Origin of the sequence: Serratia sp. 506_PEND, assembly GCF_001076875.1 — a bacterium.
GTDB lineage: Bacteria > Pseudomonadota > Gammaproteobacteria > Enterobacterales > Enterobacteriaceae > Serratia > Serratia marcescens.
Genome location: NZ_JVEL01000587.1, coordinates 23,947 through 42,479, shown reverse-complemented (window position 1 = coordinate 42,479; position 18,533 = coordinate 23,947). Strand labels below are relative to the sequence as shown.

Sequence of the window (18,533 nt, the reverse complement as noted above, 5' to 3'; positions counted from 1 at the left end):
CTCCTTATTCCAGGCTCCCCACCAGCACCGTCAGCTGTCCGCGCTGTACGGCCGACCGGAGGGCCTCAATATCGGTTACACGACGCGCGCGCGTGACCACATCCAATTGATCAGACGCTACCGATGTACCGTAAGGGGCCTCCACAATCAACTGTGCCAGCCCATCCGGCGCATCAGCAAGATACAACAGATGATGTTGCTGCGTATCCCACAGCACCGCCCGTGGGTGGGTCAGCAAGGCCGGCAGACGTTGCACATCCGCCAGCAATAAGGTGTCGTCATCCGCACTATTCGCTTCATTGAACAGCGTTTTTTCACTGACGGCCAGCAACCGCGCCGGCGGCTGGCCGGTGCGCGCCTCGACGGCACTGGCGATCTCCTCAGACATAAAGCCCAGGGTGCGAAGCGCATCTCCCGCCACGCGGGACGTCATCACCCGCCTGGCCCACACGGCAAAGGCTAACTGGCGCTCCGGGCTGTTGTTCAGCTCCTGCACCACCATTTCGCGCAGGGCAGGATCCTGCACCTCAACCAGCTTGCGGATCAGCGACTGATCGACACCAAAGGCGGCCGAGCCGGGATTGTATGACCAGCCCACATCCGGCGTCATCGTGCGCGCGCCGTCGCTGTAGGTCGTGGACGGCGTCTCGAAGACTTCGCCGGTGGATTTATCGACGCCGGCTTCTGCCTGCCGGGTGGTCAGGTGGTCTGCCCCCTGGGAGACGCTGAGCCCCAAATCGTCCAGGCGTGCCTGCGACAACGCCCGCACCCGACAGCGGCAGTTCCAGCCATTTGGCGGGTAGTGGGTTTTCCAGAAGGGATCGTCATAACGGAACACCAGCCCGTTCAGCGCGGCATGACTGGGGCGGGTGCGACCGTCCATCACCGCCACGTACTGCCAGAACGGCAACACGTCGGCGCTGTTCATCATCTGGGCATAGCGCCCGGCGTTATAGGCAACGCGGGTATTGACGTTGTAAATCAGCGCCAGACGGCGCGGGCTGCCCAGCTGCACCGGCTCGGCGTTGCCGGCACTGTCGACCACAATCTGCTTCCCCCACCACCCGAGCTTTTGCAGGCGAGGCGTGAGGGTGGCGATAAATTCCTTCTGCGTGACGCCATTAGCCAGGGCGTTATCCACCTCAGCCTTGAGCGTCGTCAGCACATCCAGGCGGGTGGCCTTGGCGACGGTAAACGTTCGGGCATGAACATCAGCCAACTGCTCAAACCAGTTCCAGGTAACGGCTTCCCCCTTGGCGCGAAAATACGCCACCGCCTCTTTCGGGGCCAGCCGGGCCGCGTAACCCAAATCAATGCTGGAGGTCATCAAGCATCCCTTTCATTTCGCTGGCAAACATCGCATCGGTCAGCAGGGTCATCAGCGCCTTGTCATCCATCTGTTGATAGAGCGCCGGCAAGTCCTGCATCGCCGCCGCCAGTCCGCGCGTCTTGATGGCGGCGATCACCGGGGCCAGAATGGGGTCGATACTGGCCTGCAAGGTGGCCGCCGGCACCGAATCGCCCAAATCGTCCAGCTCATCGCGTGGCCCGGTGGTCACAGGGGCGGACAGCTGGGCGGCCAGCGCGGCGGTGTGGGGGGATGCGGGCCGCTCCGTGGGCGGCAAGGTCATCACCGGGTTTGCCACACTAAACAGCGGTTCGTCACCCACTGGCTCGGGTATGCCGGTTTCTTGTCGCACCCAGCTTTGCGGAACGGGCATCCCGCTGGCCAGCTGGATCACCGCCGCCGTGATGCGCGTAATGTCACCTGGCGCTTTGGTCTGGAACACCAGACGTGGCAACCGGTTGATATCAATGGCGTGGGTGGTGTTGAGGGCATACAGCGGATACACCACATCCCGGTTAAGGGTGTTGGTCAGTTGGCGCAGATCGGCATTGCGTATCTCCAGGCGGATATCGTTATGCACCTCACCCAGCGAGCGCGCGCCTTTGTCGCCGGCCTCCGAGGTCAGCGTTCCGCCGAGGATGGCCTTGGAGATAGCCCGCTCGCCCCAGTTGATCATCGCCAGGAACGGATCGGATTGTCCGCTGGCCGCCGCCTCAAACTCCAGCGTCATGCCGGTGGGGATGATACCGCCGGTGCGCCGGCCAATCTCCATCACCGCCCGCATCAGCGCTGCTTTCTGCTCTTTGGTGGCCCCGGCGGGGTATTTGCCGACCTTCATCGGCAGGCCGTACACCTCCAGAAACTCAGCCAGGTCGCGCACCGAATAGTTCTTGAAGATAAACGGCCAAATCAGCGTGCGTACCAGCCCCTGGGTGCCGGCGTAGCCGGTGCGCGACCGCGCCTGATGCACAATCCAGCCGAACGGCTGGAAGGGCTGCCCGGCGTAACTGTTATCCCGTAACCGCAGCTCGCTGAAATCCTGCGGGTTCAGGCAAAAGTGCGCCGCATCGCGCCAGTGCACCGCCTTGATGATATGCGCACGTCCCACCATGCCCCACTCGATCTCCTGGCAGGAATAGCCTTTCAGGATGGCGTCGGTGGCATCAAACAGCATAGCGTCGAACCAGTCCGCCGCGTGCAGGTACTCATCCAGCATTGTGGCGTCTTTCTTCTCCTGCACGCTGGCGTTCGGCGGCGGCTCAATGCTCCAGCTTACGCTCTGGATGGCCAGCCGGCGCTTGCCGAGTTCGGCGAACAGGTGGGTGTCCTTTTCCTCGATGTCGGCGGCAAGGTCGCTTTGTGCCATCAAATCGCCGTGCTCGGCCGCCCGCAGGCACTGTGCTGCCCGATTCGGGGTGATGCCCGAGGCCGGGTGCTCAATCAGACGATTGGCCAGCTGTGGGATATCGTCCTGCGCCGTCTGCATCTCCGGATCAAAATCAAACGGCTTGCCATTCAGGTCAACAATCTGGCCCATCACCAACACCCCCGGTCAACATCAGGATAATCATCGCGGTCGTCCTCACCGATCGCCTCAAGCGTACGGCCACGCCCCGGCAGCGCCTGGCAGGCGTCATCGTCCAGCACAAAACCCTCCATCCAGGACGCTCGGTTGGCCATGCAGAGCGCGACCGCAAAATCGCCGTGACGCCGCGCGCCGACAGCGGTGGCATTGGCGTCTTTGGTGCGCCCCTTGTCGATTTGCGGGATGCCGTTGACCACCTTGATATGCCGCAGGTCGTCCAGGGTGGTCTGGTGGCGCGCCAGCGTCAGGTTGCCGTCCTCAAACTCGGCCTTGAGCTTCGGCATCCACTCGGCATACCACTTGGGCGAGAGCATCACGCAATCGACCATCTCCGGCCCAAACGCCAGCAGCGCCGCCTCCGCCAGATAACCGCCGTTGCCGGTGGCATCGAAGGCCGCGCCGATAAAGCGCGGCAGTCGCTGCAGGATGTAGAGCATCACCTGTTTTTGCTGGTCATAGGTCAGGTTGCGCAGCTCCACGCGCACGGCCTCGCGCTTGCGCAGGTCGGCCGGGATGGCCAGCACGGTGAAGCAGCTCAGGTCACCGCGTCGGGCAAAGTCCTCGCCGAAGGCGTGGCGACAATCCGGATCTAACGCGGCCAGCACCGGGCCGAGGTGTTCGTCGCACCAGGTGGCGATCGCCGCTTCACGCTGCCAGGCGGATTGGGTGATAAAGGTCTCGTCGGCCTCATAGGTCAGGATGGGAATGTCGCGAGCTGCCGTCATGGCGGCCTCAATCAGCGCACGCGGAATGTACGCGCCGCCGGATTTTTTCGGTACACAGCCGTATTCTTCCTCCGCATCCTCCTTGCTCGGGGCATTTTTATACAGATCGTCACGCCATTTTTTCTCGGCCTCCGGCGACCACGCCTTGCCGGTCACGGCACAGATGCGCTGATACAGGCCGTCAGCAATGGCGTCATCCAGGGTAATGCGGTGTACGCTGTAATCCTTGCGCCCCTCGCGCGCCTCCTGAATGTACTGATTAAACAGGTTATCTACGCCGTTGTGGGTAGAGATAATGCGCACGCGCGCGCCCCACATGGTGAGCGCCATCGCCGCCTTGAGCAGTTCGTCCAGCGACTCATGGAACGCCGCTTCATCAATCACGACATCGCCTTGCAGGCCGCGCAGGTTGGAAGGCCGGGAACTCAGCGCCTGGATTTTGAAACCGCTGTTGGGAAAGCGGATCATGTAGGTGAGGATCTCCTCCTTCTTCTCGCTGTCCCAGAAGGTCTGTTCGTACACGTCCGCCTGCGCCAGCTGGTTGAATGCTTTGGAGAACAGCGCGCAGGCCGCGATGTATTCCAGCGCCATCTCCTGCTTGGAGCCGACATAGAATACGTTGCGGCCGCCCCGGTTTTTGGGTTTGGCGGCGGTGATCACGTTACGCCCAGCCTCGGCCCAGGTGAGGCCGGTGCGGCGGGACTTCTCAGCGATGCACACGTCGCTGTCGTCGGCAAACCAGCGGGCCTGATAGGGCAAAAATACCGGCGCATCCGCCGGCAGCGTCAGGGCATCCGGCACATCGACGCCCAGCTCGGCCTTGGCGGCGGTGAGGTCAATCTTGCGTGGTGGGGTCAATTTGACCAGGGCGGGCTTAGGGGTGTTCATCAGGCTTTCCCTATCAAAATACTACGGATACGGCTTTCCAGCTGTTCGCTCATACCATCCACGCCGCGCAATTCTTCCGTTACCGCACTGGCGGCCTCCTCGGCAAAGGCGGCGCGAATTTCCTTCTCGCGCTTGAGGCTGCGCTCGGCGGCGCTTTCCAGGCGCTGAATGGCTAGCATGGCATTCTTGATAAAGTCGATATCGATGTCGTTATCGTCTTCCACCGACGAGGCCGCCGCCCGGATCTTCTTGAACAGCATGGAGCGGGCCAGCTCCAGAATGAGCGCAGACGTTTCGCCGGTGGGCTTGTCGCCAAGCTCGGCCACCATCGCTTTGGTCTGTTCGCGCAGCTCACGCAGATCACGGGCGATCGCTTCGTTCTCGGCGGCCAAGCGGCTGATACCGGCGGCGGAGAGTTTCGCCTCATCCGGCAGGCCGGCGTCGGCAATCAGTCGGTTGATCTCGTCGCGGATCTGCACCTGGGTGAGCCGCTTCTCCCGCAGCATGTCGAGCAGCGGCTTGCGGATGGCATCGGGCAACATGTCCGCTTTTTTCACGCGTCCGCGCGTCGGTTTGTCCATGACGCCCCCTTAGCGTGCACGCGGCTTTTTGACGCCCGGCACGGTGGCACGCCCTTCGGCGACGTCCTGACCGCGCCCGGTCAATTCGGCGATGTAATAGCCGTTGGTGAGGGTGTGCAGCTTGATAAGCTGCTGTTCGGTAAGCCAGAACAGGTGTACGCGCACCCGATCGCGGGAGACTTTGTGTCCGTAAGCATCCAGACAATCCTGCAGAACGGATTCGCCCAGGTTGCCGTTGTAGTCAGCCAGGGACCGCAAGAGCACTAGGCGCTGGTCTTCGGTCAGGATATCGTCAATCATGTGTTACTCCGTTTTACCGCCTGTTCCAGCAGCAGTTCGTTTTGATGGGAGACAGATTTCAGGGTGGCGTTCGTCGCCTTCAGCTCGCCGCGTAAGGTGGTGATCTCAATCTGGAGAACGTGCACCTCATCTTGCGTTGGCAGGTCGCTAATGCGCGACTCCACCTTTTCCACGCGCTCATGCAGACGCTCAAACGCCTCGCGCGGCACAAAGGTCTTGCGCATCAGCGCCATAAAAATCGCGCCGGCGGTGCTGACCGCCGACAAGACCGGCACGACATAATCTTCAACCACGTTCAGCCACATCGCGCCTCCCGAATGTGTTGGCAATCCACACAACAGGCCGCATTCAGCACGGCGGCCAGACGTGCAGCGGAAATGGTGACGCCACAGTCTTCGCACTCACGCACCCCGGTAATGGGGAGCAGGCGGTGGGTGCGCTGTTGATGCGCCGCCAGACTGCGCGCCAAAAAATACGCCTCCTGTTCGGCGGCGTTGTCCATCGTATCCATAGGTTCCTCAGGCTCCCGGCCGAACAGGCGGGGCAGCAGCCGTTCCGGCCAGAGTAGAAAATTCATGTTGTTGTTCCTGCTGCGCCCGGCGCAGATTGGCTTTGTCCAGGTTGCAGTTTTTGATAACGGCCAGCAGTTGCAGCGTGTAATCGACCGACGCGCCGAAGGTGAACGGGGCCGGCACCGGCGGCACAGGGCAGTCGGCCAGCCATTCAGCGGGCAGCGGCGGCGGTACTACCGGCACGTATTTCATCGGCCGCAGCGCGCACCCGGTCAGCCACGGCAGCAGGCACAACCACATGAGCGGCCGGCACCGCAGCCAGATCGGCGCGGCTGGCCGCCCGTTCGGCTTCGCTGCGCCGGGTGTTACGTTGCTTGTCATCAATGGCCGCCTTGCTTAACGTGTCAAAAAAACGCAGGGTGCGCTGCTGGTTGTCGAGCGCCAGCCGGGCCGCATCACGCGCCTGTCTCAGCTGAGCCGCCTCGTGCTTAAGGCCCTCCACCTGCTGGTGCATCCCCCAAATGCCGGCGCACAACACCCCGATAAGGCACAGGGTCGCCACCGGCGGCAGTTCACGTCTCAGATAAGCCATAGCACACCCCGCAACACGATAACGCCCCCCAGCGCCGCCAACATCGCCGGTCGCCACAGGCGGTTTACGGCGTCGGCAAATCGTTCAGACATAACCATTCGTCCGCTTCGCGCCGGGAGACCAGGCCCGCCCATTTTTTGCCGCCGGCATATTCCCAGCGCTCAAGTTCATGGCAGGCCCCGGTGATATCGCCGGCATTGAGTTTTTTCAGCAACGTGGAGTGCGCGAAGTTTCCCGCGCCGACGTTGTAGATGAAAGACGCCAGCGCCACGCGCTGCCCACGCGTCAACGGTACGGTGACGGTGCGGTCCAGCGTGGCAAACGCCGGCTGTAAATCCTGCTGGAGCAACGCCTGACACTGCGCCTCGGTCTGGGTCGTGCCCAGGCGCACATCAGGGCCGGTATGGCCGTAGCACTCGGTGGGCACGCCGGCGACGTCGGTATAGGCGTGACCGGGATCACCTTCAAAGTAGCCGGTGTAACCGGCCGTCATGGCACCCACGCCGGCACCCGCCAGTGTCAGGGCAATCAGACGTTTACGTAAGGCAGAAGGAAGTGTCGGCATACCGCTGTCCACAAAATGAAATCAATGGGTAACAGGGTACGGGGTCGTCAGTGTGTCGGGGGATTACGGTCGGTTAGTGTTTGCAGCAACCCGTCCTCTTGAGGTCAGCCGGTTACTGTGAGCAGATTAATGCGGGGTAAACATGTCGGGCTGGATGCGGCGGGTGTGCAGCTGGCGCTGCTCTTTGATCACCGCGTAAATCTGGGTCTGCGCCATGCGGTAGGTACGGCGCAGGGCTTCGATATCTTCGCCGTTATACCAGCGCGTGTAAATCTCATCATTACGCAGTGCGGCAAACAGCGTCTCGCCCATCGGAATATAATACGAGCGCCCACCCATGTAAGCCGCCTGCGCGGCGGCGACTTTGCGGGCCAACGCGCGAGCGCGTTCGGCGGGCAGGTTTTCGCGCTGCAAGGCCAGGTCAATCACCTCAACCAGCACGGCCAGCATCTGCGGCCACTGGTTTTTCAACACCTCGTCCGGCATGTCCTCCATGCGGTCAATCAGCGCATTCAGACGGGGATCATCCTCAAACAAACCTATCTGGTTCTCAGTCATACACACCTCACTCGGGAGACCGTATCGATAATCAGGAGACAACCCATCCCGCTGACGCGGGATGGGGGTTCTATCTGGCCGGAACGCGCTGACGGGCGTACCAGTCACACACGTTACTGTAACTCATTTTCACCGTTGGCGGCAGACCGCCCGCCGCCAGCATTTCGCGCCGGTGCCAGCGCTTGAGGCTCTCCAGCACCACGACGGCCAGTTCCGGGCTGCGGTCAAGCCACAGATAGCTGCGCACGCCCAGGCCGCCGTTATGCGGGGCAGTCTGGCGCGCCACCCAGCCGTTGAGCGACGCGTCGCTGTCGCTGCGGATAAAACCCTGCCGGTGCAGGGTGCGCCAGATGGCACGGAGTTTGGCCGGCACCGACGCCGGTTTTAACCCGCGCTGACGCGGCGCTGAATGCCGTTTAAAGCCCTTTTTACGGAAGGCGGTCAGCACCGCATCCAGCTCGGCCAGCGACATATCGCGGCAACTGGTTTTGCCGGGTACGGTGGCCGACAGCGCCTCGCGGTAGGTGTCGTCGTCAAGCTGTAGCGTTTTACGTGCCACATGGATTAACTTAATCAGGGATGCGCGATCCATATCGTGACTCCACAAGAAAGGCGGTGCAGCAACACCGCCTGTTTTATGACTTAAACAAAGGCAATAGCAAATGTCAGACGAAACCAAGCCGTTAAACCACGGCGATATCACGGTCTTTGGCAACCCGGCCGCCGAAACATCCCCCTCATCAGTACCATATAACCGCCATTAATCGGGGCGATCTCGGTGTTCGGGCCGTAAATAAACACGTTGTAACCGCCGTCAAGTTCGATCCGGGTAGAGAAAAGCGGCCCACCGTCTTTCTCATGCTTTTCAACGGCATCAATCAGATCGTTGGCCAGGCAACGAACAGGGTGCAGGCGGTCGCACTGGCAGAGCACGCGATAAATCAGCCACTTTCCGGCCGTTACGCCCCCTATCACCTGCAACAGTATGGGGAGCGCATACGGCAGGATTTCCCGCAGGACATCGGGTGTCGTCATTTTTTACCCCCTTCATACGGTTGTTTTTCCCGATACACCTCACCACACATCAACACAGCGGTGGGCCGACGCGCCTGCAACCGTACCAGCATCTGCTGGCACGCCTGGCGCGAGGAATACAGCCTCTCGCTGACAGGCAGCGCCTCACAGGCATCGTGCCCGCAGGCGCTAACCAGCAGCGCAAACCCGGCCAGTATCACCATGTTATAGCCTCCCCAGCATCGTCCACCATCGGCCGCTCAGGGATCCAACACCAGTGAGTGACGGTATCGTCGTTCTCGATGCAGGCCCCGGTCTCCTCATCCACAAACAAGCCCTCATAGCCGATCATGCCAACCCGGGTTTCCCCGTTGCGGGTGTAAAGCAACACCGCCTCATGGTCCGGCGGCACGCATTCAGCCAGCGCGTGCCAACCCAGGCGACAATCGGTGCGGCGCACGTCAACCACAATACCTGTGCCGAACAAGCATCCCACAGAGACCTCAAGAGGACGCTCCGAACGAATAAACAATGACGTGATCATGCTGACGCCTCCGCTTGCCTTTTGGCGGCCAGGTATTCGCTGGACAATATTTCGGTCAGGCGATCGTTGGGTTTCATGCCGCAGCGGATGTAGACGATATCCCCCACACGAAACCACTCCAGCCCGCCGAAGAAGACCACCGAGAAATCCAGCCCGGTGGCCGCGTACAACTCGTCGTAACTGGCGGCGGTTTTGGGGCGTTTCGCCTCCCACAGCGCCCGCAAGGCCTTAAGCTCAGCGCTTAACCCTTTCGGGGGCTTTGCACGTGGTCGGCAGCTGTACCCGGTATCTTGGGTTTGCCTGGTCCATAGCGCTGCACCGAAAGGGATATCATCGCCATCAAAATGCAAACCGTGAAAGCGGCGGCCGCTGGTGTCACTTTTGAAGACCGCCCGACAATGGCCGCCGATGGCCACTTCCAGCTCGCGCGCTTCGGCGCTCAACCGCTTATTGACGGCAATATAGCGATCCCAGGCCGCGAGAACGGCAGAGTGTTCTGTTTTGTAGTACATCAACCCCCCTCCGTTGCGCTGACTGGGCGGCGATCAAAAGGCAGATAACGCACCACGGCACCGGAAATGTTCGCCGCCGTCTGGGCGCAAATACAGCGCCCCAGGCGAATATCCAGATAGGCCAGCACATAATCGGGGTAGCCATTGTCCCGCTGGAAAACGGGCTGCAGCTCCGCCACAACATAAACGCTCTCGCAGCCCGTCGGCCCCGTGGCGAGCGCAGCCACCCACGAAGGAATGTGGCTCCCCTCAACCCACGGATAAGACGGCTGGAAAGGGAGTGCGGAGGGTTCGCCCGCACCGGATAAGGGGCCTTCCGCTTCGAGCAGCGCAGCGAGCGTTGACATGCGCATCATGCCGGTCGCCATGTATTCCGCCTGCAATGCCAGCAGCAGGTCTGATGTAGTATTAAGGTCTTTCATGGCAACACCTTTAGCAGTGAGTAAATAAACAGCGCGCCCAGCAGCAGCCCGGCACCGGCGACACAGGCAAACCAGAACACCTGCGCGGACTGGCCGGCCTTTTCCTTCACATCGCGCCAGGCCCGGCGCATGGCGGTCGATTTCTTGTACATGATCTCAGGCTCCCCGATAGCGTGCGGCGGTATGTTCGAGCCAGTAGGTATCTGGCTTGCCGCATTTGGCTTCCATACGCTGTGCTTCGCGGATCAAGTGCTGGGCGGCGATGGCCAGCCGGGCGCGACACTGGCGCAGTTGTTGCGCGGCAACGCGATAGCGTGGGCTGCCGCCATCCTCAAAATTTGCCCGGGCGAAGGTGAACGCGTCCTCGGCGTCGTCCAGTAGCGCCGTAATGTCCGGCAGGTCGCTTATTGCCAGTGGTTCGGCAGGTTTGCCCAGGCGCAACATCAGGCGCTTGAGTTTTATTGCCTTCCAGCGGTCGATGGCCTCTCCCCAGCCATCCCGACGCATTTGCGCCAGCATGATCTCCACGTCAGCCATTTCCTGCGCGGTGCGATCGGCATTGGCCCCCTGAAAATGGTGACGAATAATAGCCGCCGCTAATTCCGAACACTCTTCGGCGGTTTTCAATAATTGTTTGTCGCTGCCAAAACGTGCCAGCGCGGCGTCATATATTTCATTTTCATTCGGTTGCATATTCTTGATTTCCTGAATTTGGCGCGCACGAACCCATGACGCACGCGCCGGATTAAAAATAAGGGTGACGAATTAAAACGGATTAAATATTGGCGTCTTGCTCAAACGGCTCGACAGCAAAACTCTCTACGCCGGTTTTGATACTGATGCCGGCAATGCCTTTGACCGCCGCCGGGTCGGCCAGGACGGCGTCCTTGTTGACTTCCTCCTTCACGCGGATAAAGCGCTCCAGCCCCATCTTGTGCAGCATCTCCAGCACATCCTCCACGTTGCGCACGCTGCATGAAGCTGGATTAAAACGCCATGACACGCTGCCGGTGGTCAGGTTGGCGGTTTTTGCCTTGCCGCCCTTGGTCAGCTCGTCCTTATTGGCTTCACACCACGCTTGAATGCCTTTAAACAGGGTGGCAACCTCTTTTTTCAGCGTTTCGATTTGCGGCATGTATTTCTCGGTAATAGCGCCGATTTCATCGTTCATCCGGGTTTCCAGACGCTCGGCCTCGCGTTTGGCGTCGCCCAGTTTACGAATATGGAGGCTGGCTTCTTCTTTGGATTGCGGGGCATTGGCCGCCACATTTTTTAATTTACGGGTTTTTGCTGCCATGTGATTTCCTTAATGGTGATATTTGCGTTCAATACGGGACTCAATAATTTCAGCCCCTTGCGTTTTTGCTCGTCGTGAAAACTCATTGCCCACCGCCTTAATAACGGCCGCCGAATGCCGGTGTAAAATATGGGCGTAAACATGCTGCGGCCCCGGTTGCTCATCATCCAGCCCTGTCGTTGAAATGGAGACGCCAACAGCGTGGGTATGCATTTCTCCGTCCTGAACCGGAGACGAATGCTGCCCGACCACTTCAAAGGTAAAAATGACCTGTACCTGTCTATTCTTCATTGAGTTACTCCCATTCGTTCATTCCAGACGGTATCCATTGCCTGCGCACCGCAGGTTTGACAGCTCACACGCTGCCCATGCGTTTCTGGCTCATCAGGCCCGTGGAAAAAGGTCATTTCCATGAACCCAAGTTGCGTATCGCCGCAGAAAGGACAGGGCTTAAAATTCGACATATCGTCAGTTGACGCCATCATTCCCCCAATACACCACGCAGTCGTTGACACAGGCGGTGTGCACGGTGCGGCGAACGCCGCCGGCACACACGGTGATTTCAGTAACCGCGACACCGCTCGGCAGCACCGCCGGCTGGCTGGTGCGGATGGTGTAGCGGTGGCGGTAGCGCCGGGTGCGCTCAATCACGGCACCAACCGGCTCAAACACGCGTCTTGCGGCATTTACCGCATCAAACAAGTTTTTCATTTTCCTGTTTTCCTCATGCGTTCCAGAATGATTTTTAATTCACGCCGGGCTTGAATGTCATTTTCACCGACGCAATACACTCGCGATGAACCGTCGATAAACGACACGACCAAATCGCCTTTTAATTCCAGGGTGTCAATTGCTTTAACGGTATCAAAATTAATTAAATGGTCTTGCTCGTAAATATCCGTGATAAATAAGGTCGCCATATTTACCCCTTTAACGATAATGTTTCCGCGTTACCGTAAACCTCCTTGAATGCCGCTTTAATGTGTTGCTCGGTTAATGCCGACTGGCCGTTACCGTTTGCCATCAACCATGCCTGATTCAGGGTATGAGACAGCACCCGCAGCGCCCCCGGCTTGGCGGCAATGGCATGGATAAGCGTCATCTCGCCCGTACCGGCAATCCCCCATGCCGTCGCAATGGCGTTGATATCGGCATTCTTGGGTTTGGGGATACGCTTGGAGCGAGCGATACGGCTGTGCAAGCGCGCCAAATCATCCGCCCCCGAGGCGGTGCGGGTAGCCTTGGACAGCCCGTTGGGGTTGCCAATCAGCACCATACCCACCCCGGTTGCATCCTGAATGGCGCGCAACTGCTCCAGCCCCTCAACGCCCAGATGGTCGGCCTCGTCCACAATCAGCAGCCCCCGGGTGCCGGTCAGCCGGCGGCGCATCAGACGAGCCAGCGCGCCCTTGCTGGCCGGCGCGTCGGGGATATCCAGCGCCTCCGCCATCTCCAGCAGGCATTCGGTCACGCTGGAGTGCGCCGGGCACAGCGTCATCATCCAGGTGTTAGGGTTCTCCGCCTTGTAACGCCTGGCTGCCTCGGTTTTCCCCACGCCCGGCGCCCCCACAATAATGTTGATACACCCGGACAAACGCACGAAGGTGAAAATGGCCCACATCTCGTCAACCGTCGGCGTTCTGACGAATTGCGGGCGTTCCGGCAACTGCTGTTGCTGCTGATAATTCTCCAGCCAGACGCGTAATGCCGACGCCAGCTTCTGATTATCACCGGCATATTCACCTTTTAAAAAGGCGGAGATGGCCGACCCGGATTTACCGATTTCATTGGCAATTTGGGTCTGAGTCACGGTCTTGCTTTTAATTAACCCGGACAGGGTGTTGATTACGTCGTTAATATCGGTCATTATTTATCTCCATTCGGTTTACTTCGTTGTGAATAACCTGAGCTGCAACTCGGGTTATTTTTTTATACCAGCGGGTCACTGTACTGCTCAGCAAGTTTTGCCACCCCACGCTGAAATGCCTGTTCTGCCTCATCATCAACAACTTCCACGTCTTCAATGGCGACCGCATTACCCACCGGGCGGTACAGGCTGACCACGCGCGATTCAGGCGGTGCCGGTTCGGCGATACGCGGCATCAGTTCGGAGATTTCCAACGCATCCTGCTTGACGGTGGCTTTAATCAGCGCTTTCGTCGCCTTACGTACCTGTTTTTTCGCCAGCGCATGTTCGCGCGCCGCCTGGGTGTCGCCGAAGCCGACCGGGTTGATACAGGACGCGGCACAGATAAAGCGGCCGTCCAGCGTGTAGCAATAGACGTCGCCGTGCAGGTGCTGCGGGTCGAAGCGGACCACCACCTTGCGCGGGGAAATCCCCATCAGCGCGGCGTTGTGGTAACGGTTTTCCTGCCGCAGCAGTGAACCGCCGGCCTTGATGGTGAACTCGCCGTTGTGCTTGACCGTCACCGCCTCGGCCGGCAGCAGGAACATGCGCAGCTGCTCCTCAGTCGGCTTGCGCACGATAGTGTTCGGGAAATCGCGCTCAAACACCTGGTCAAACGAGTCCTTACCCTGGCACATTTCGGTATTACGTCCGACGCGGGCGTTGAACATCGCCACGCCTTCGGCCACGGTTTGCAGGAACAGGGCGACATCGGCTGCTTTCGAGCCGTAGTTCTCCGGTTTGGCCAGCGGATTCGGGCCGGTATAGCTCCCCGCCAGTGCCGGGTGCTTGTCGATATACTCCTCCATACCGCCAACACCGAAGGCACGTTCGACAGGCTTGGCCTGTCCCCAGCCCTTGCCGGCCACAATCGAGGTCCAGTGAATGGTTCCGAGCAGCGTAAATAGCCCCTTCGGGTCATCCTCGCGCACCTTGAAGCGGTAGCGGGTCTTGGTGCCGCCGGTCAGCCATTTGTTGGCCGCCGCGCGGGTGTTGTCGATGGTGATGTGGAAATCCTCCGGAATGCCATATTTTTTAATGACATCCATAAACGACAGGCGGATGGAGTCCATGTTCTCGGTCAGGTCAGTGCGCCAGCCGATGATGCGGCGGGTCTTCACGTCTTGCCAGAACCAGGTTTTCGGGCGGACAATATCGCCGTTGAACCACTTTACGAATACGTTGTGCTGGTAGCCGTCGCCGTTGATCCATTGCAGGGTGTTCAGGTGCGCCACCGTGCGTTTTTGTGCCGGCACCAGACGCATCAGGGCGTGCTCACCTTCGCGGCAGGCCACCACCATCGCCGGATCCAGCTTGTTGATGCGACGCAGCGCCGTGCGATAGGTGGGGATATTCCAGCCATGCGCCTGTGCCGTTAACTTCATGCGCTCATAGCACTTGAAGAGCGCCGGCGCTTCCACCCGCAGGTAATCCGCCAGCAGAAAATCCCAGGCCGCTTCGTCGTACTCGGCCTTTTTCACGTCGCTCTGCTTGCCCGCCCGCTTATCCAGCATCACCGGTGCCCAGTCCTTGCGATCGTGAACCTGTGCGCTGTAATACCGGTCCCGCAGGGTGGTGGCATTAATGCCCAGCTGGTTGGCAACGGATTTGAAAGCGGTTTGCACACTGATATTGGCGTCAATCAGCTCGGCCGCCATCACGACGGCGCGCAGCCAGGTCTGAGCGCGCTGACGCTGCGCGTCGGTTGCCCGTTCCCAGCGCTGCCACAGTTGCAGGCGATCGTGTTCGGCGGCAGTTGGCAGCTGCGGTCTGGCGATTTCAATCGTGCCGACGCTAGTTTCCACCTGACCGCGTGAAAGCAATAAAGCCGCTCGAGCCTCTACTGGTAAGCTACCCACATGATATTCAATGGCTTTACCTCCCTTGATTCCCTGCCTAGCTCGTGATATCCACCCTTCATTCTTGGCCCTAAGCACTACTCCCGGTGCCGTTTGAGGAATACCGGGCAAACCTTTACATTCTTTTGGCGACAACCATAAATCCATGACTTCCTCACCATTAATAACGACTTGGCCAGATTTCTTGAGGAGTTAACCCCAGGGCTTTTGCAATGATTAACTCGCCTTTAGGCCATTTTCTATCCAATGCATTTGCTAGGGTTGTCGATTTGTATCCCGACCTTCTAGATAACTGACTCAACGACATTTTTTTCATTTTCAATGCTGCAATGACCTGCGCCCTATGCCAGTCACCTTGAGTTTTCAGTAGTGTCATTTTCCAAAAACCACTCTTTACGATAAAATTGAAAGTTGGTTGATTAAGTAAATCACTTATCTTAGTTAACCAGCTATTCAGTATGTTATTTACTGAAAACAATTCTGTAAAGTAACTTTTTAGTAATTGGCGCCAATTTGCCATTAAACTGATGATATAAAAGGGTAATTAAATTGAAAACCAACTCAACAGAAAGTAGCATTTATGAAAAAGATAGTTTGTGGTTGTCGGCGGAGGAATTGAAAGGGGTGGGGACGCTTCCAACAAGTGTGGCTGGGGTGCATCTTCGGGCAAGAAACCAGTCATGGGATAAGCGCAAAAAAGAAGGCGTAAAAGGGGGCAAGGCTGTTGAGTACAATGTACATACAATCCCCGAACCTGACCTTACAGAGGTTTTGCGACACCTTGGAGTCCCTCATGATCATGATACCAAGGCCAATCACTTCGTAGGGATGCCCGGCGATCTTGGGAAAACGTATTGGAATACCATCTTTGCTTTCATGACTGCGGAGCAGCAGCGTAGGGCATTGGAAATATTCAACACGGGGGGGCTAAAAGCTCTTATGCCACTGGTGCTAGAAACATCAGAATCAACTACCCAAGAGAGTGTGCTCAGAAGTGATTCACCTGGACGAGACAATGCGGCGGAGTCTACTCGAGAACAAGAAGAACAAACTCCGCTAAAGCACAAGGATGCAGGCTGACACTTGATGCTTGGCCTGCTATGTTTGGTTTATTTTGAAAACGGTAGGCATTGCTTGAAAAGGGTTTTAAGAAACTCGAAGGTACTATAGTACAAAATTTATAATTCGCATCTTAAGTGTCAAATCCTCCAGAGTCGTTGGTTTTTTCGTAAGTTTTAGCTTTTATGGGTAACCTCACTTCTTACCGAACTACCCTTCAATAACTATCTATAAATACTAGGGTAATTTCACCAACTACCGGCAGATTTCACCTTCTTTCACTACTTTCTTGGTTTCGTAAGTTCATTGTCACATCTCAACGGTGCCGATCTTCTCGTATTTACCCGGATTCTTATCCAGATCTTCCTTGGTCAGCAGGGTTGCCGCCATGGAGCCGAAAGACACCGAACCCAGCACTGCCGCTGCAATAATCATCTTCAATGATTTCATGACACTAACCTCTCAATGGATAATTTATCTGTTATGAAAGCCGTCCAGGATCCATGCGTAGTACCGCAGGCTGCCGCGACATCCTCAGGCCTCGTTGCTTTCCCTGACGAGGCCTGTTTCCCAGAGACGAAACGCCAAAATGAAAATCGCCGCACGCGGTCTTTTCATTTTGCAGCCAACGCATTGACTCACTAAGTATTGAACAGCTTTGTCTTTTATCCACCCGGCGGCGTTTTTTTTCGCGCTCTATCGTGCGTTTTCCCGCTGCATTCAATGTGCTGCAATAAACGCTTCGATCATCGTCACAAATTCATCGGGATGAGAGATAAACGGCGCATGGGCGGCTTTGGCCACGATCTGCGACGTGGAGTTCGGCCAGGCGGCGTCGAGCAGCTCGGCGACCTTGCGCGGCACCAGCCCGTCCAGATAGCCGTAGATCCGCAGCAGCGGCAGATTCAACTCCGCCAGCGGCGCGCGCAGATCGGCGGTGCGCAGGATCTCCAGCCCGCCGTTCAGTACCTCGACGCTCGGCGTCGGTTGGTTGAGCACCACCGCTTTCAGCTGGCGCGCATCCTGACGCGCGCTCTCGGTGCCCAGCGTCTGCAGCGCCAGAAAACGCTCGACGGTACGCTGGAAATCCAGGCTTAGCTGGTGCTGGAAACCGCTCAGCACGTCCGGACGGATCCCCGGCCACGCATTGCGGGCGGCAAAGCACGGCGAAGAGGCCACGGTGATGAGCCCGCTGACCCGCTGCGGCTGCATCAGCGCCGCCTGGCTGGCCACCAGTCCGCCGAGCGACCAGCCGAGCCACCAGGCCTGCGGCGGGGCGGCCGCCAGCACGATTTCCGTCATCTGCTCCAGCGACAGGGCGCCGAACCCCTGGCTGCGGCCGTACCCCGGCAGATCGACCAGGTGCAGGCGAAAATGCGGCGTCAGCCGCGCCTGAATGCAACGCCACACTTCGGCGTTCAATCCCCAGCCGTGCAGCAGCACAAGATCGCGTTCGCCTTCGCCTATTGTTTGCCAGTACAGCGCTGTCATTGGTTATTGTCCTTTCATGCTTACCCGTCTCGGAGACGCTATGCTATCAATCCGCAGCCGCTGTTGGCTATGCCGACAACCGTTGAGTCTGATGCGTCATGGCATCTGCAGTTGCTGCCTGCGCCATCTGCCGGCTCACCCGCCGTGTTGCCCGCGCTGCGGATTGCCCGCCGGGAAGGCGCGAACGCCCTGCGGCCGCTGCCTGCAACGGCCGCCGCCCTGGCAACGGCTGGTGTTCGTCGGCGACTACGCTGCGCCCCTCAGCCAACTGGTAAAAAGGTTCAAGTTCCACCGCGCGCCCGAGCTGGCGCCGACGCTGGCGCGCCTGATGCTGTTGCGGTGGCAGCAGGCGCGCAGAGAGCAGTATCTGAACAGACCCGACCTGATTTTAGCGGTACCCTTGCATGCATCACGCTGCTGGCGCCGTGGCTATAACCAGAGCGATCTGCTGGCGCGGCCGCTGGCGCGCTGGCTGGGCTGCGCCTATCAGCCCGCCGCCTTGCGCCGGGTGCGCAAAACCGCCCTGCAACAGCGGCTGAGCGCCTCTGCCCGCAGACGCAATCTGCAGCGCGCGTTCGCCTGTACCGTGCCGGTCGCCGGCCGGCATATCGCCTTGGTGGATGACGTGGTGACCACCGGCAGCACCGTCGCGGCGATCGCGACGCTGCTGCGGCGGCAAGGCGCCGCCTCGGTGCAGATATGGTGCGTTTGCCGCACGTTGTAGTGCCACGGCAATGGGCGTATTATAACCGACTATAGAAGTCAACTATTGAGC

The 18,533-nt window shown here is 58.9% G+C and carries 30 protein-coding genes; 2 read left to right on the top strand and 28 right to left on the bottom strand.

Annotation, left to right across the window (positions count from 1 at the left end; all coding sequences use genetic code 11):
* Positions 1-4: 4 nt before the first annotated feature.
* The 26 genes from ADK28_RS26430 to ADK28_RS30710 all read right to left on the bottom strand — a co-directional run bounded on the left by ADK28_RS26430 (position 5) and on the right by ADK28_RS30710 (position 15,584).
* Positions 5-1,327 carry a phage head morphogenesis protein gene (locus ADK28_RS26430; RefSeq protein WP_048797105.1) on the bottom strand — a complete coding sequence of 441 codons (1,323 nt, stop codon included), beginning with the start codon at positions 1,325-1,327 and terminating at the stop codon, positions 5-7.
* Positions 1,311-2,885 (bottom strand): DUF935 domain-containing protein, encoded by a 1,575-nt coding sequence (locus ADK28_RS26425; protein WP_048797104.1) that lies wholly within the window; start codon positions 2,883-2,885, stop codon positions 1,311-1,313. The genes ADK28_RS26430 and ADK28_RS26425 overlap by 17 nt, the downstream gene beginning before the upstream one ends.
* Entirely contained in the window at positions 2,885-4,546 is a 1,662-nt protein-coding gene (locus ADK28_RS26420) for a terminase large subunit domain-containing protein (RefSeq protein ID WP_048797103.1), read from the bottom strand. Before ADK28_RS26420 ends, ADK28_RS26425 begins: the two co-directional genes overlap by 1 nt.
* Complete coding sequence (locus ADK28_RS26415; RefSeq protein ID WP_048797102.1) at positions 4,546-5,127, bottom strand: phage protein Gp27 family protein; 582 nt, start codon at positions 5,125-5,127, stop codon at positions 4,546-4,548. The genes ADK28_RS26420 and ADK28_RS26415 overlap by 1 nt, the downstream gene beginning before the upstream one ends.
* Before the next feature lie 9 nt (positions 5,128-5,136).
* Positions 5,137-5,424 carry an ArsR family transcriptional regulator gene (locus ADK28_RS26410; RefSeq protein WP_152929751.1) on the bottom strand — a complete coding sequence of 96 codons (288 nt, stop codon included), beginning with the start codon at positions 5,422-5,424 and terminating at the stop codon, positions 5,137-5,139.
* Entirely contained in the window at positions 5,424-5,732 is a 309-nt protein-coding gene (locus ADK28_RS26405) for a DUF2730 family protein (protein WP_048797100.1), read from the bottom strand. Before ADK28_RS26405 ends, ADK28_RS26410 begins: the two co-directional genes overlap by 1 nt.
* The gene (locus ADK28_RS26400; RefSeq protein WP_048797099.1) at positions 5,723-5,938 is read right to left on the bottom strand and encodes a TraR/DksA C4-type zinc finger protein; all 216 of its coding nucleotides are present in this window, start codon (positions 5,936-5,938) and stop codon (positions 5,723-5,725) included. The genes ADK28_RS26405 and ADK28_RS26400 overlap by 10 nt, the downstream gene beginning before the upstream one ends.
* Before the next feature lie 7 nt (positions 5,939-5,945).
* The gene (lysC, locus tag ADK28_RS26395; RefSeq protein ID WP_422663528.1) at positions 5,946-6,182 is read right to left on the bottom strand and encodes an Rz1-like lysis system protein LysC; all 237 of its coding nucleotides are present in this window, start codon (positions 6,180-6,182) and stop codon (positions 5,946-5,948) included.
* The gene (locus ADK28_RS26390) at positions 6,151-6,531 is read right to left on the bottom strand and encodes a hypothetical protein (protein WP_048797097.1); all 381 of its coding nucleotides are present in this window, start codon (positions 6,529-6,531) and stop codon (positions 6,151-6,153) included. The genes lysC and ADK28_RS26390 overlap by 32 nt, the downstream gene beginning before the upstream one ends.
* A 64-nt stretch (positions 6,532-6,595) precedes the next feature.
* Complete coding sequence (locus ADK28_RS26385) at positions 6,596-7,096, bottom strand: lysozyme (RefSeq protein ID WP_048797134.1); 501 nt, start codon at positions 7,094-7,096, stop codon at positions 6,596-6,598.
* A 126-nt stretch (positions 7,097-7,222) separates the two neighbouring features.
* On the bottom strand, positions 7,223-7,654 hold the full coding sequence (locus ADK28_RS26380; RefSeq protein WP_048797096.1) for a Mor transcription activator family protein: 432 nt from the start codon (positions 7,652-7,654) through the stop codon (positions 7,223-7,225).
* 70 nt (positions 7,655-7,724) lie between these two features.
* Entirely contained in the window at positions 7,725-8,246 is a 522-nt protein-coding gene (locus ADK28_RS26375; RefSeq protein WP_048797095.1) for a gp16 family protein, read from the bottom strand.
* Between the two features lie 107 nt (positions 8,247-8,353).
* Positions 8,354-8,689, bottom strand: coding sequence for a hypothetical protein (locus tag ADK28_RS26370; RefSeq protein ID WP_048797094.1), 336 nt, complete (start codon positions 8,687-8,689; stop codon positions 8,354-8,356).
* Positions 8,686-8,886: a hypothetical protein gene (locus ADK28_RS26365; protein ID WP_048797133.1), complete on the bottom strand. Its 201-nt coding sequence runs from the start codon at positions 8,884-8,886 to the stop codon at positions 8,686-8,688. The genes ADK28_RS26370 and ADK28_RS26365 overlap by 4 nt, the downstream gene beginning before the upstream one ends.
* Positions 8,886-9,212: a hypothetical protein gene (locus ADK28_RS26360; RefSeq protein WP_048797093.1), complete on the bottom strand. Its 327-nt coding sequence runs from the start codon at positions 9,210-9,212 to the stop codon at positions 8,886-8,888. Before ADK28_RS26360 ends, ADK28_RS26365 begins: the two co-directional genes overlap by 1 nt.
* On the bottom strand, positions 9,209-9,724 hold the full coding sequence (locus tag ADK28_RS26355; protein ID WP_048797092.1) for a hypothetical protein: 516 nt from the start codon (positions 9,722-9,724) through the stop codon (positions 9,209-9,211). Before ADK28_RS26355 ends, ADK28_RS26360 begins: the two co-directional genes overlap by 4 nt.
* Entirely contained in the window at positions 9,724-10,146 is a 423-nt protein-coding gene (locus tag ADK28_RS26350; RefSeq protein ID WP_053091623.1) for a hypothetical protein, read from the bottom strand. The genes ADK28_RS26355 and ADK28_RS26350 overlap by 1 nt, the downstream gene beginning before the upstream one ends.
* Positions 10,143-10,298, bottom strand: a complete 156-nt coding sequence (locus ADK28_RS32310; RefSeq protein WP_161802735.1) for a hypothetical protein — start codon at positions 10,296-10,298, stop codon at positions 10,143-10,145. The genes ADK28_RS26350 and ADK28_RS32310 overlap by 4 nt, the downstream gene beginning before the upstream one ends.
* A gap of 4 nt (positions 10,299-10,302) precedes the next feature.
* Positions 10,303-10,839, bottom strand: coding sequence for a hypothetical protein (locus tag ADK28_RS33180; RefSeq protein ID WP_065426241.1), 537 nt, complete (start codon positions 10,837-10,839; stop codon positions 10,303-10,305).
* A gap of 82 nt (positions 10,840-10,921) precedes the next feature.
* Positions 10,922-11,443 carry a host-nuclease inhibitor Gam family protein gene (locus ADK28_RS26340; RefSeq protein ID WP_048797091.1) on the bottom strand — a complete coding sequence of 174 codons (522 nt, stop codon included), beginning with the start codon at positions 11,441-11,443 and terminating at the stop codon, positions 10,922-10,924.
* 9 nt (positions 11,444-11,452) lie between these two features.
* The gene (locus tag ADK28_RS26335; protein ID WP_048797090.1) at positions 11,453-11,734 is read right to left on the bottom strand and encodes a hypothetical protein; all 282 of its coding nucleotides are present in this window, start codon (positions 11,732-11,734) and stop codon (positions 11,453-11,455) included.
* Positions 11,735-11,911: 177 nt separating this feature from the next.
* Positions 11,912-12,154 (bottom strand): hypothetical protein, encoded by a 243-nt coding sequence (locus ADK28_RS26330; protein WP_048797089.1) that lies wholly within the window; start codon positions 12,152-12,154, stop codon positions 11,912-11,914.
* Positions 12,151-12,363, bottom strand: coding sequence for a hypothetical protein (locus ADK28_RS26325; RefSeq protein WP_048797088.1), 213 nt, complete (start codon positions 12,361-12,363; stop codon positions 12,151-12,153). The genes ADK28_RS26330 and ADK28_RS26325 overlap by 4 nt, the downstream gene beginning before the upstream one ends.
* A 2-nt stretch (positions 12,364-12,365) precedes the next feature.
* Positions 12,366-13,310, bottom strand: a complete 945-nt coding sequence (locus ADK28_RS26320; protein WP_048797087.1) for an AAA family ATPase — start codon at positions 13,308-13,310, stop codon at positions 12,366-12,368.
* Positions 13,311-13,372: 62 nt separating this feature from the next.
* Complete coding sequence (locus ADK28_RS26315; RefSeq protein ID WP_048797086.1) at positions 13,373-15,355, bottom strand: transposase domain-containing protein; 1,983 nt, start codon at positions 15,353-15,355, stop codon at positions 13,373-13,375.
* Positions 15,356-15,368: 13 nt separating this feature from the next.
* Positions 15,369-15,584 (bottom strand): helix-turn-helix domain-containing protein, encoded by a 216-nt coding sequence (locus ADK28_RS30710; protein ID WP_075202155.1) that lies wholly within the window; start codon positions 15,582-15,584, stop codon positions 15,369-15,371.
* A 173-nt stretch (positions 15,585-15,757) separates the two neighbouring features.
* Here ADK28_RS30710 and ADK28_RS29340 point away from each other — a divergent pair, with 173 nt between their 5' ends.
* On the top strand, positions 15,758-16,288 hold the full coding sequence (locus tag ADK28_RS29340; RefSeq protein WP_161802734.1) for a DNA-binding protein: 531 nt from the start codon (positions 15,758-15,760) through the stop codon (positions 16,286-16,288).
* Between the two features lie 288 nt (positions 16,289-16,576).
* Here ADK28_RS29340 and ADK28_RS32590 read toward each other — a convergent pair whose 3' ends face one another.
* Together ADK28_RS32590 and bioH are read right to left on the bottom strand one after the other, a co-directional pair.
* Positions 16,577-16,717: a hypothetical protein gene (locus ADK28_RS32590; RefSeq protein ID WP_193392149.1), complete on the bottom strand. Its 141-nt coding sequence runs from the start codon at positions 16,715-16,717 to the stop codon at positions 16,577-16,579.
* A 270-nt stretch (positions 16,718-16,987) separates the two neighbouring features.
* On the bottom strand, positions 16,988-17,758 hold the full coding sequence (bioH, locus tag ADK28_RS26305; protein ID WP_048797085.1) for a pimeloyl-ACP methyl ester esterase BioH: 771 nt from the start codon (positions 17,756-17,758) through the stop codon (positions 16,988-16,990).
* A gap of 40 nt (positions 17,759-17,798) precedes the next feature.
* Here bioH and gntX point away from each other — a divergent pair, with 40 nt between their 5' ends.
* Positions 17,799-18,482, top strand: coding sequence for a DNA utilization protein GntX (gene gntX, locus ADK28_RS26300; RefSeq protein ID WP_048797084.1), 684 nt, complete (start codon positions 17,799-17,801; stop codon positions 18,480-18,482).
* The last annotated feature ends 51 nt before the right edge of the window (positions 18,483-18,533 follow it).

Excerpts from the sequence above, each read along its gene's own strand:
- ADK28_RS26430 (WP_048797105.1), bottom strand. The coding sequence starts at position 1,327 with ATGACCTCCAGCATTGATTTGGGTTACGCGGCCCGGCTGGCCCCGAAA.
- ADK28_RS26415 (WP_048797102.1), bottom strand. The coding sequence starts at position 5,127 with ATGGACAAACCGACGCGCGGACGCGTGAAAAAAGCGGACATGTTGCCC.
- ADK28_RS26400 (WP_048797099.1), bottom strand. The coding sequence starts at position 5,938 with ATGGATACGATGGACAACGCCGCCGAACAGGAGGCGTATTTTTTGGCG.
- ADK28_RS30710 (WP_075202155.1), bottom strand. The coding sequence starts at position 15,584 with ATGACACTACTGAAAACTCAAGGTGACTGGCATAGGGCGCAGGTCATT.
- ADK28_RS26320 (WP_048797087.1), bottom strand. The coding sequence starts at position 13,310 with ATGACCGATATTAACGACGTAATCAACACCCTGTCCGGGTTAATTAAA.
- gntX (WP_048797084.1), top strand. The coding sequence starts at position 17,799 with ATGCTATCAATCCGCAGCCGCTGTTGGCTATGCCGACAACCGTTGAGT.
- ADK28_RS26330 (WP_048797089.1), bottom strand. The coding sequence starts at position 12,154 with ATGAAAAACTTGTTTGATGCGGTAAATGCCGCAAGACGCGTGTTTGAG.
- ADK28_RS26380 (WP_048797096.1), bottom strand. The coding sequence starts at position 7,654 with ATGACTGAGAACCAGATAGGTTTGTTTGAGGATGATCCCCGTCTGAAT.
- ADK28_RS26390 (WP_048797097.1), bottom strand. The coding sequence starts at position 6,531 with ATGGCTTATCTGAGACGTGAACTGCCGCCGGTGGCGACCCTGTGCCTT.
- ADK28_RS26385 (WP_048797134.1), bottom strand. The coding sequence starts at position 7,096 with ATGCCGACACTTCCTTCTGCCTTACGTAAACGTCTGATTGCCCTGACA.
- ADK28_RS26335 (WP_048797090.1), bottom strand. The coding sequence starts at position 11,734 with ATGAAGAATAGACAGGTACAGGTCATTTTTACCTTTGAAGTGGTCGGG.
- bioH (WP_048797085.1), bottom strand. The coding sequence starts at position 17,758 with ATGACAGCGCTGTACTGGCAAACAATAGGCGAAGGCGAACGCGATCTT.
- ADK28_RS26425 (WP_048797104.1), bottom strand. The coding sequence starts at position 2,885 with ATGGGCCAGATTGTTGACCTGAATGGCAAGCCGTTTGATTTTGATCCG.
- ADK28_RS26340 (WP_048797091.1), bottom strand. The coding sequence starts at position 11,443 with ATGGCAGCAAAAACCCGTAAATTAAAAAATGTGGCGGCCAATGCCCCG.
- ADK28_RS26355 (WP_048797092.1), bottom strand. The coding sequence starts at position 9,724 with ATGTACTACAAAACAGAACACTCTGCCGTTCTCGCGGCCTGGGATCGC.
- ADK28_RS26360 (WP_048797093.1), bottom strand. The coding sequence starts at position 9,212 with ATGATCACGTCATTGTTTATTCGTTCGGAGCGTCCTCTTGAGGTCTCT.
- ADK28_RS32590 (WP_193392149.1), bottom strand. The coding sequence starts at position 16,717 with ATGAAATCATTGAAGATGATTATTGCAGCGGCAGTGCTGGGTTCGGTG.
- ADK28_RS26405 (WP_048797100.1), bottom strand. The coding sequence starts at position 5,732 with ATGTGGCTGAACGTGGTTGAAGATTATGTCGTGCCGGTCTTGTCGGCG.
- ADK28_RS26325 (WP_048797088.1), bottom strand. The coding sequence starts at position 12,363 with ATGGCGACCTTATTTATCACGGATATTTACGAGCAAGACCATTTAATT.
- ADK28_RS26350 (WP_053091623.1), bottom strand. The coding sequence starts at position 10,146 with ATGAAAGACCTTAATACTACATCAGACCTGCTGCTGGCATTGCAGGCG.
- ADK28_RS32310 (WP_161802735.1), bottom strand. The coding sequence starts at position 10,298 with ATGTACAAGAAATCGACCGCCATGCGCCGGGCCTGGCGCGATGTGAAG.
- ADK28_RS33180 (WP_065426241.1), bottom strand. The coding sequence starts at position 10,839 with ATGCAACCGAATGAAAATGAAATATATGACGCCGCGCTGGCACGTTTT.
- ADK28_RS26315 (WP_048797086.1), bottom strand. The coding sequence starts at position 15,355 with ATGGATTTATGGTTGTCGCCAAAAGAATGTAAAGGTTTGCCCGGTATT.
- ADK28_RS26375 (WP_048797095.1), bottom strand. The coding sequence starts at position 8,246 with ATGGATCGCGCATCCCTGATTAAGTTAATCCATGTGGCACGTAAAACG.
- ADK28_RS26370 (WP_048797094.1), bottom strand. The coding sequence starts at position 8,689 with ATGACGACACCCGATGTCCTGCGGGAAATCCTGCCGTATGCGCTCCCC.
- ADK28_RS26420 (WP_048797103.1), bottom strand. The coding sequence starts at position 4,546 with ATGAACACCCCTAAGCCCGCCCTGGTCAAATTGACCCCACCACGCAAG.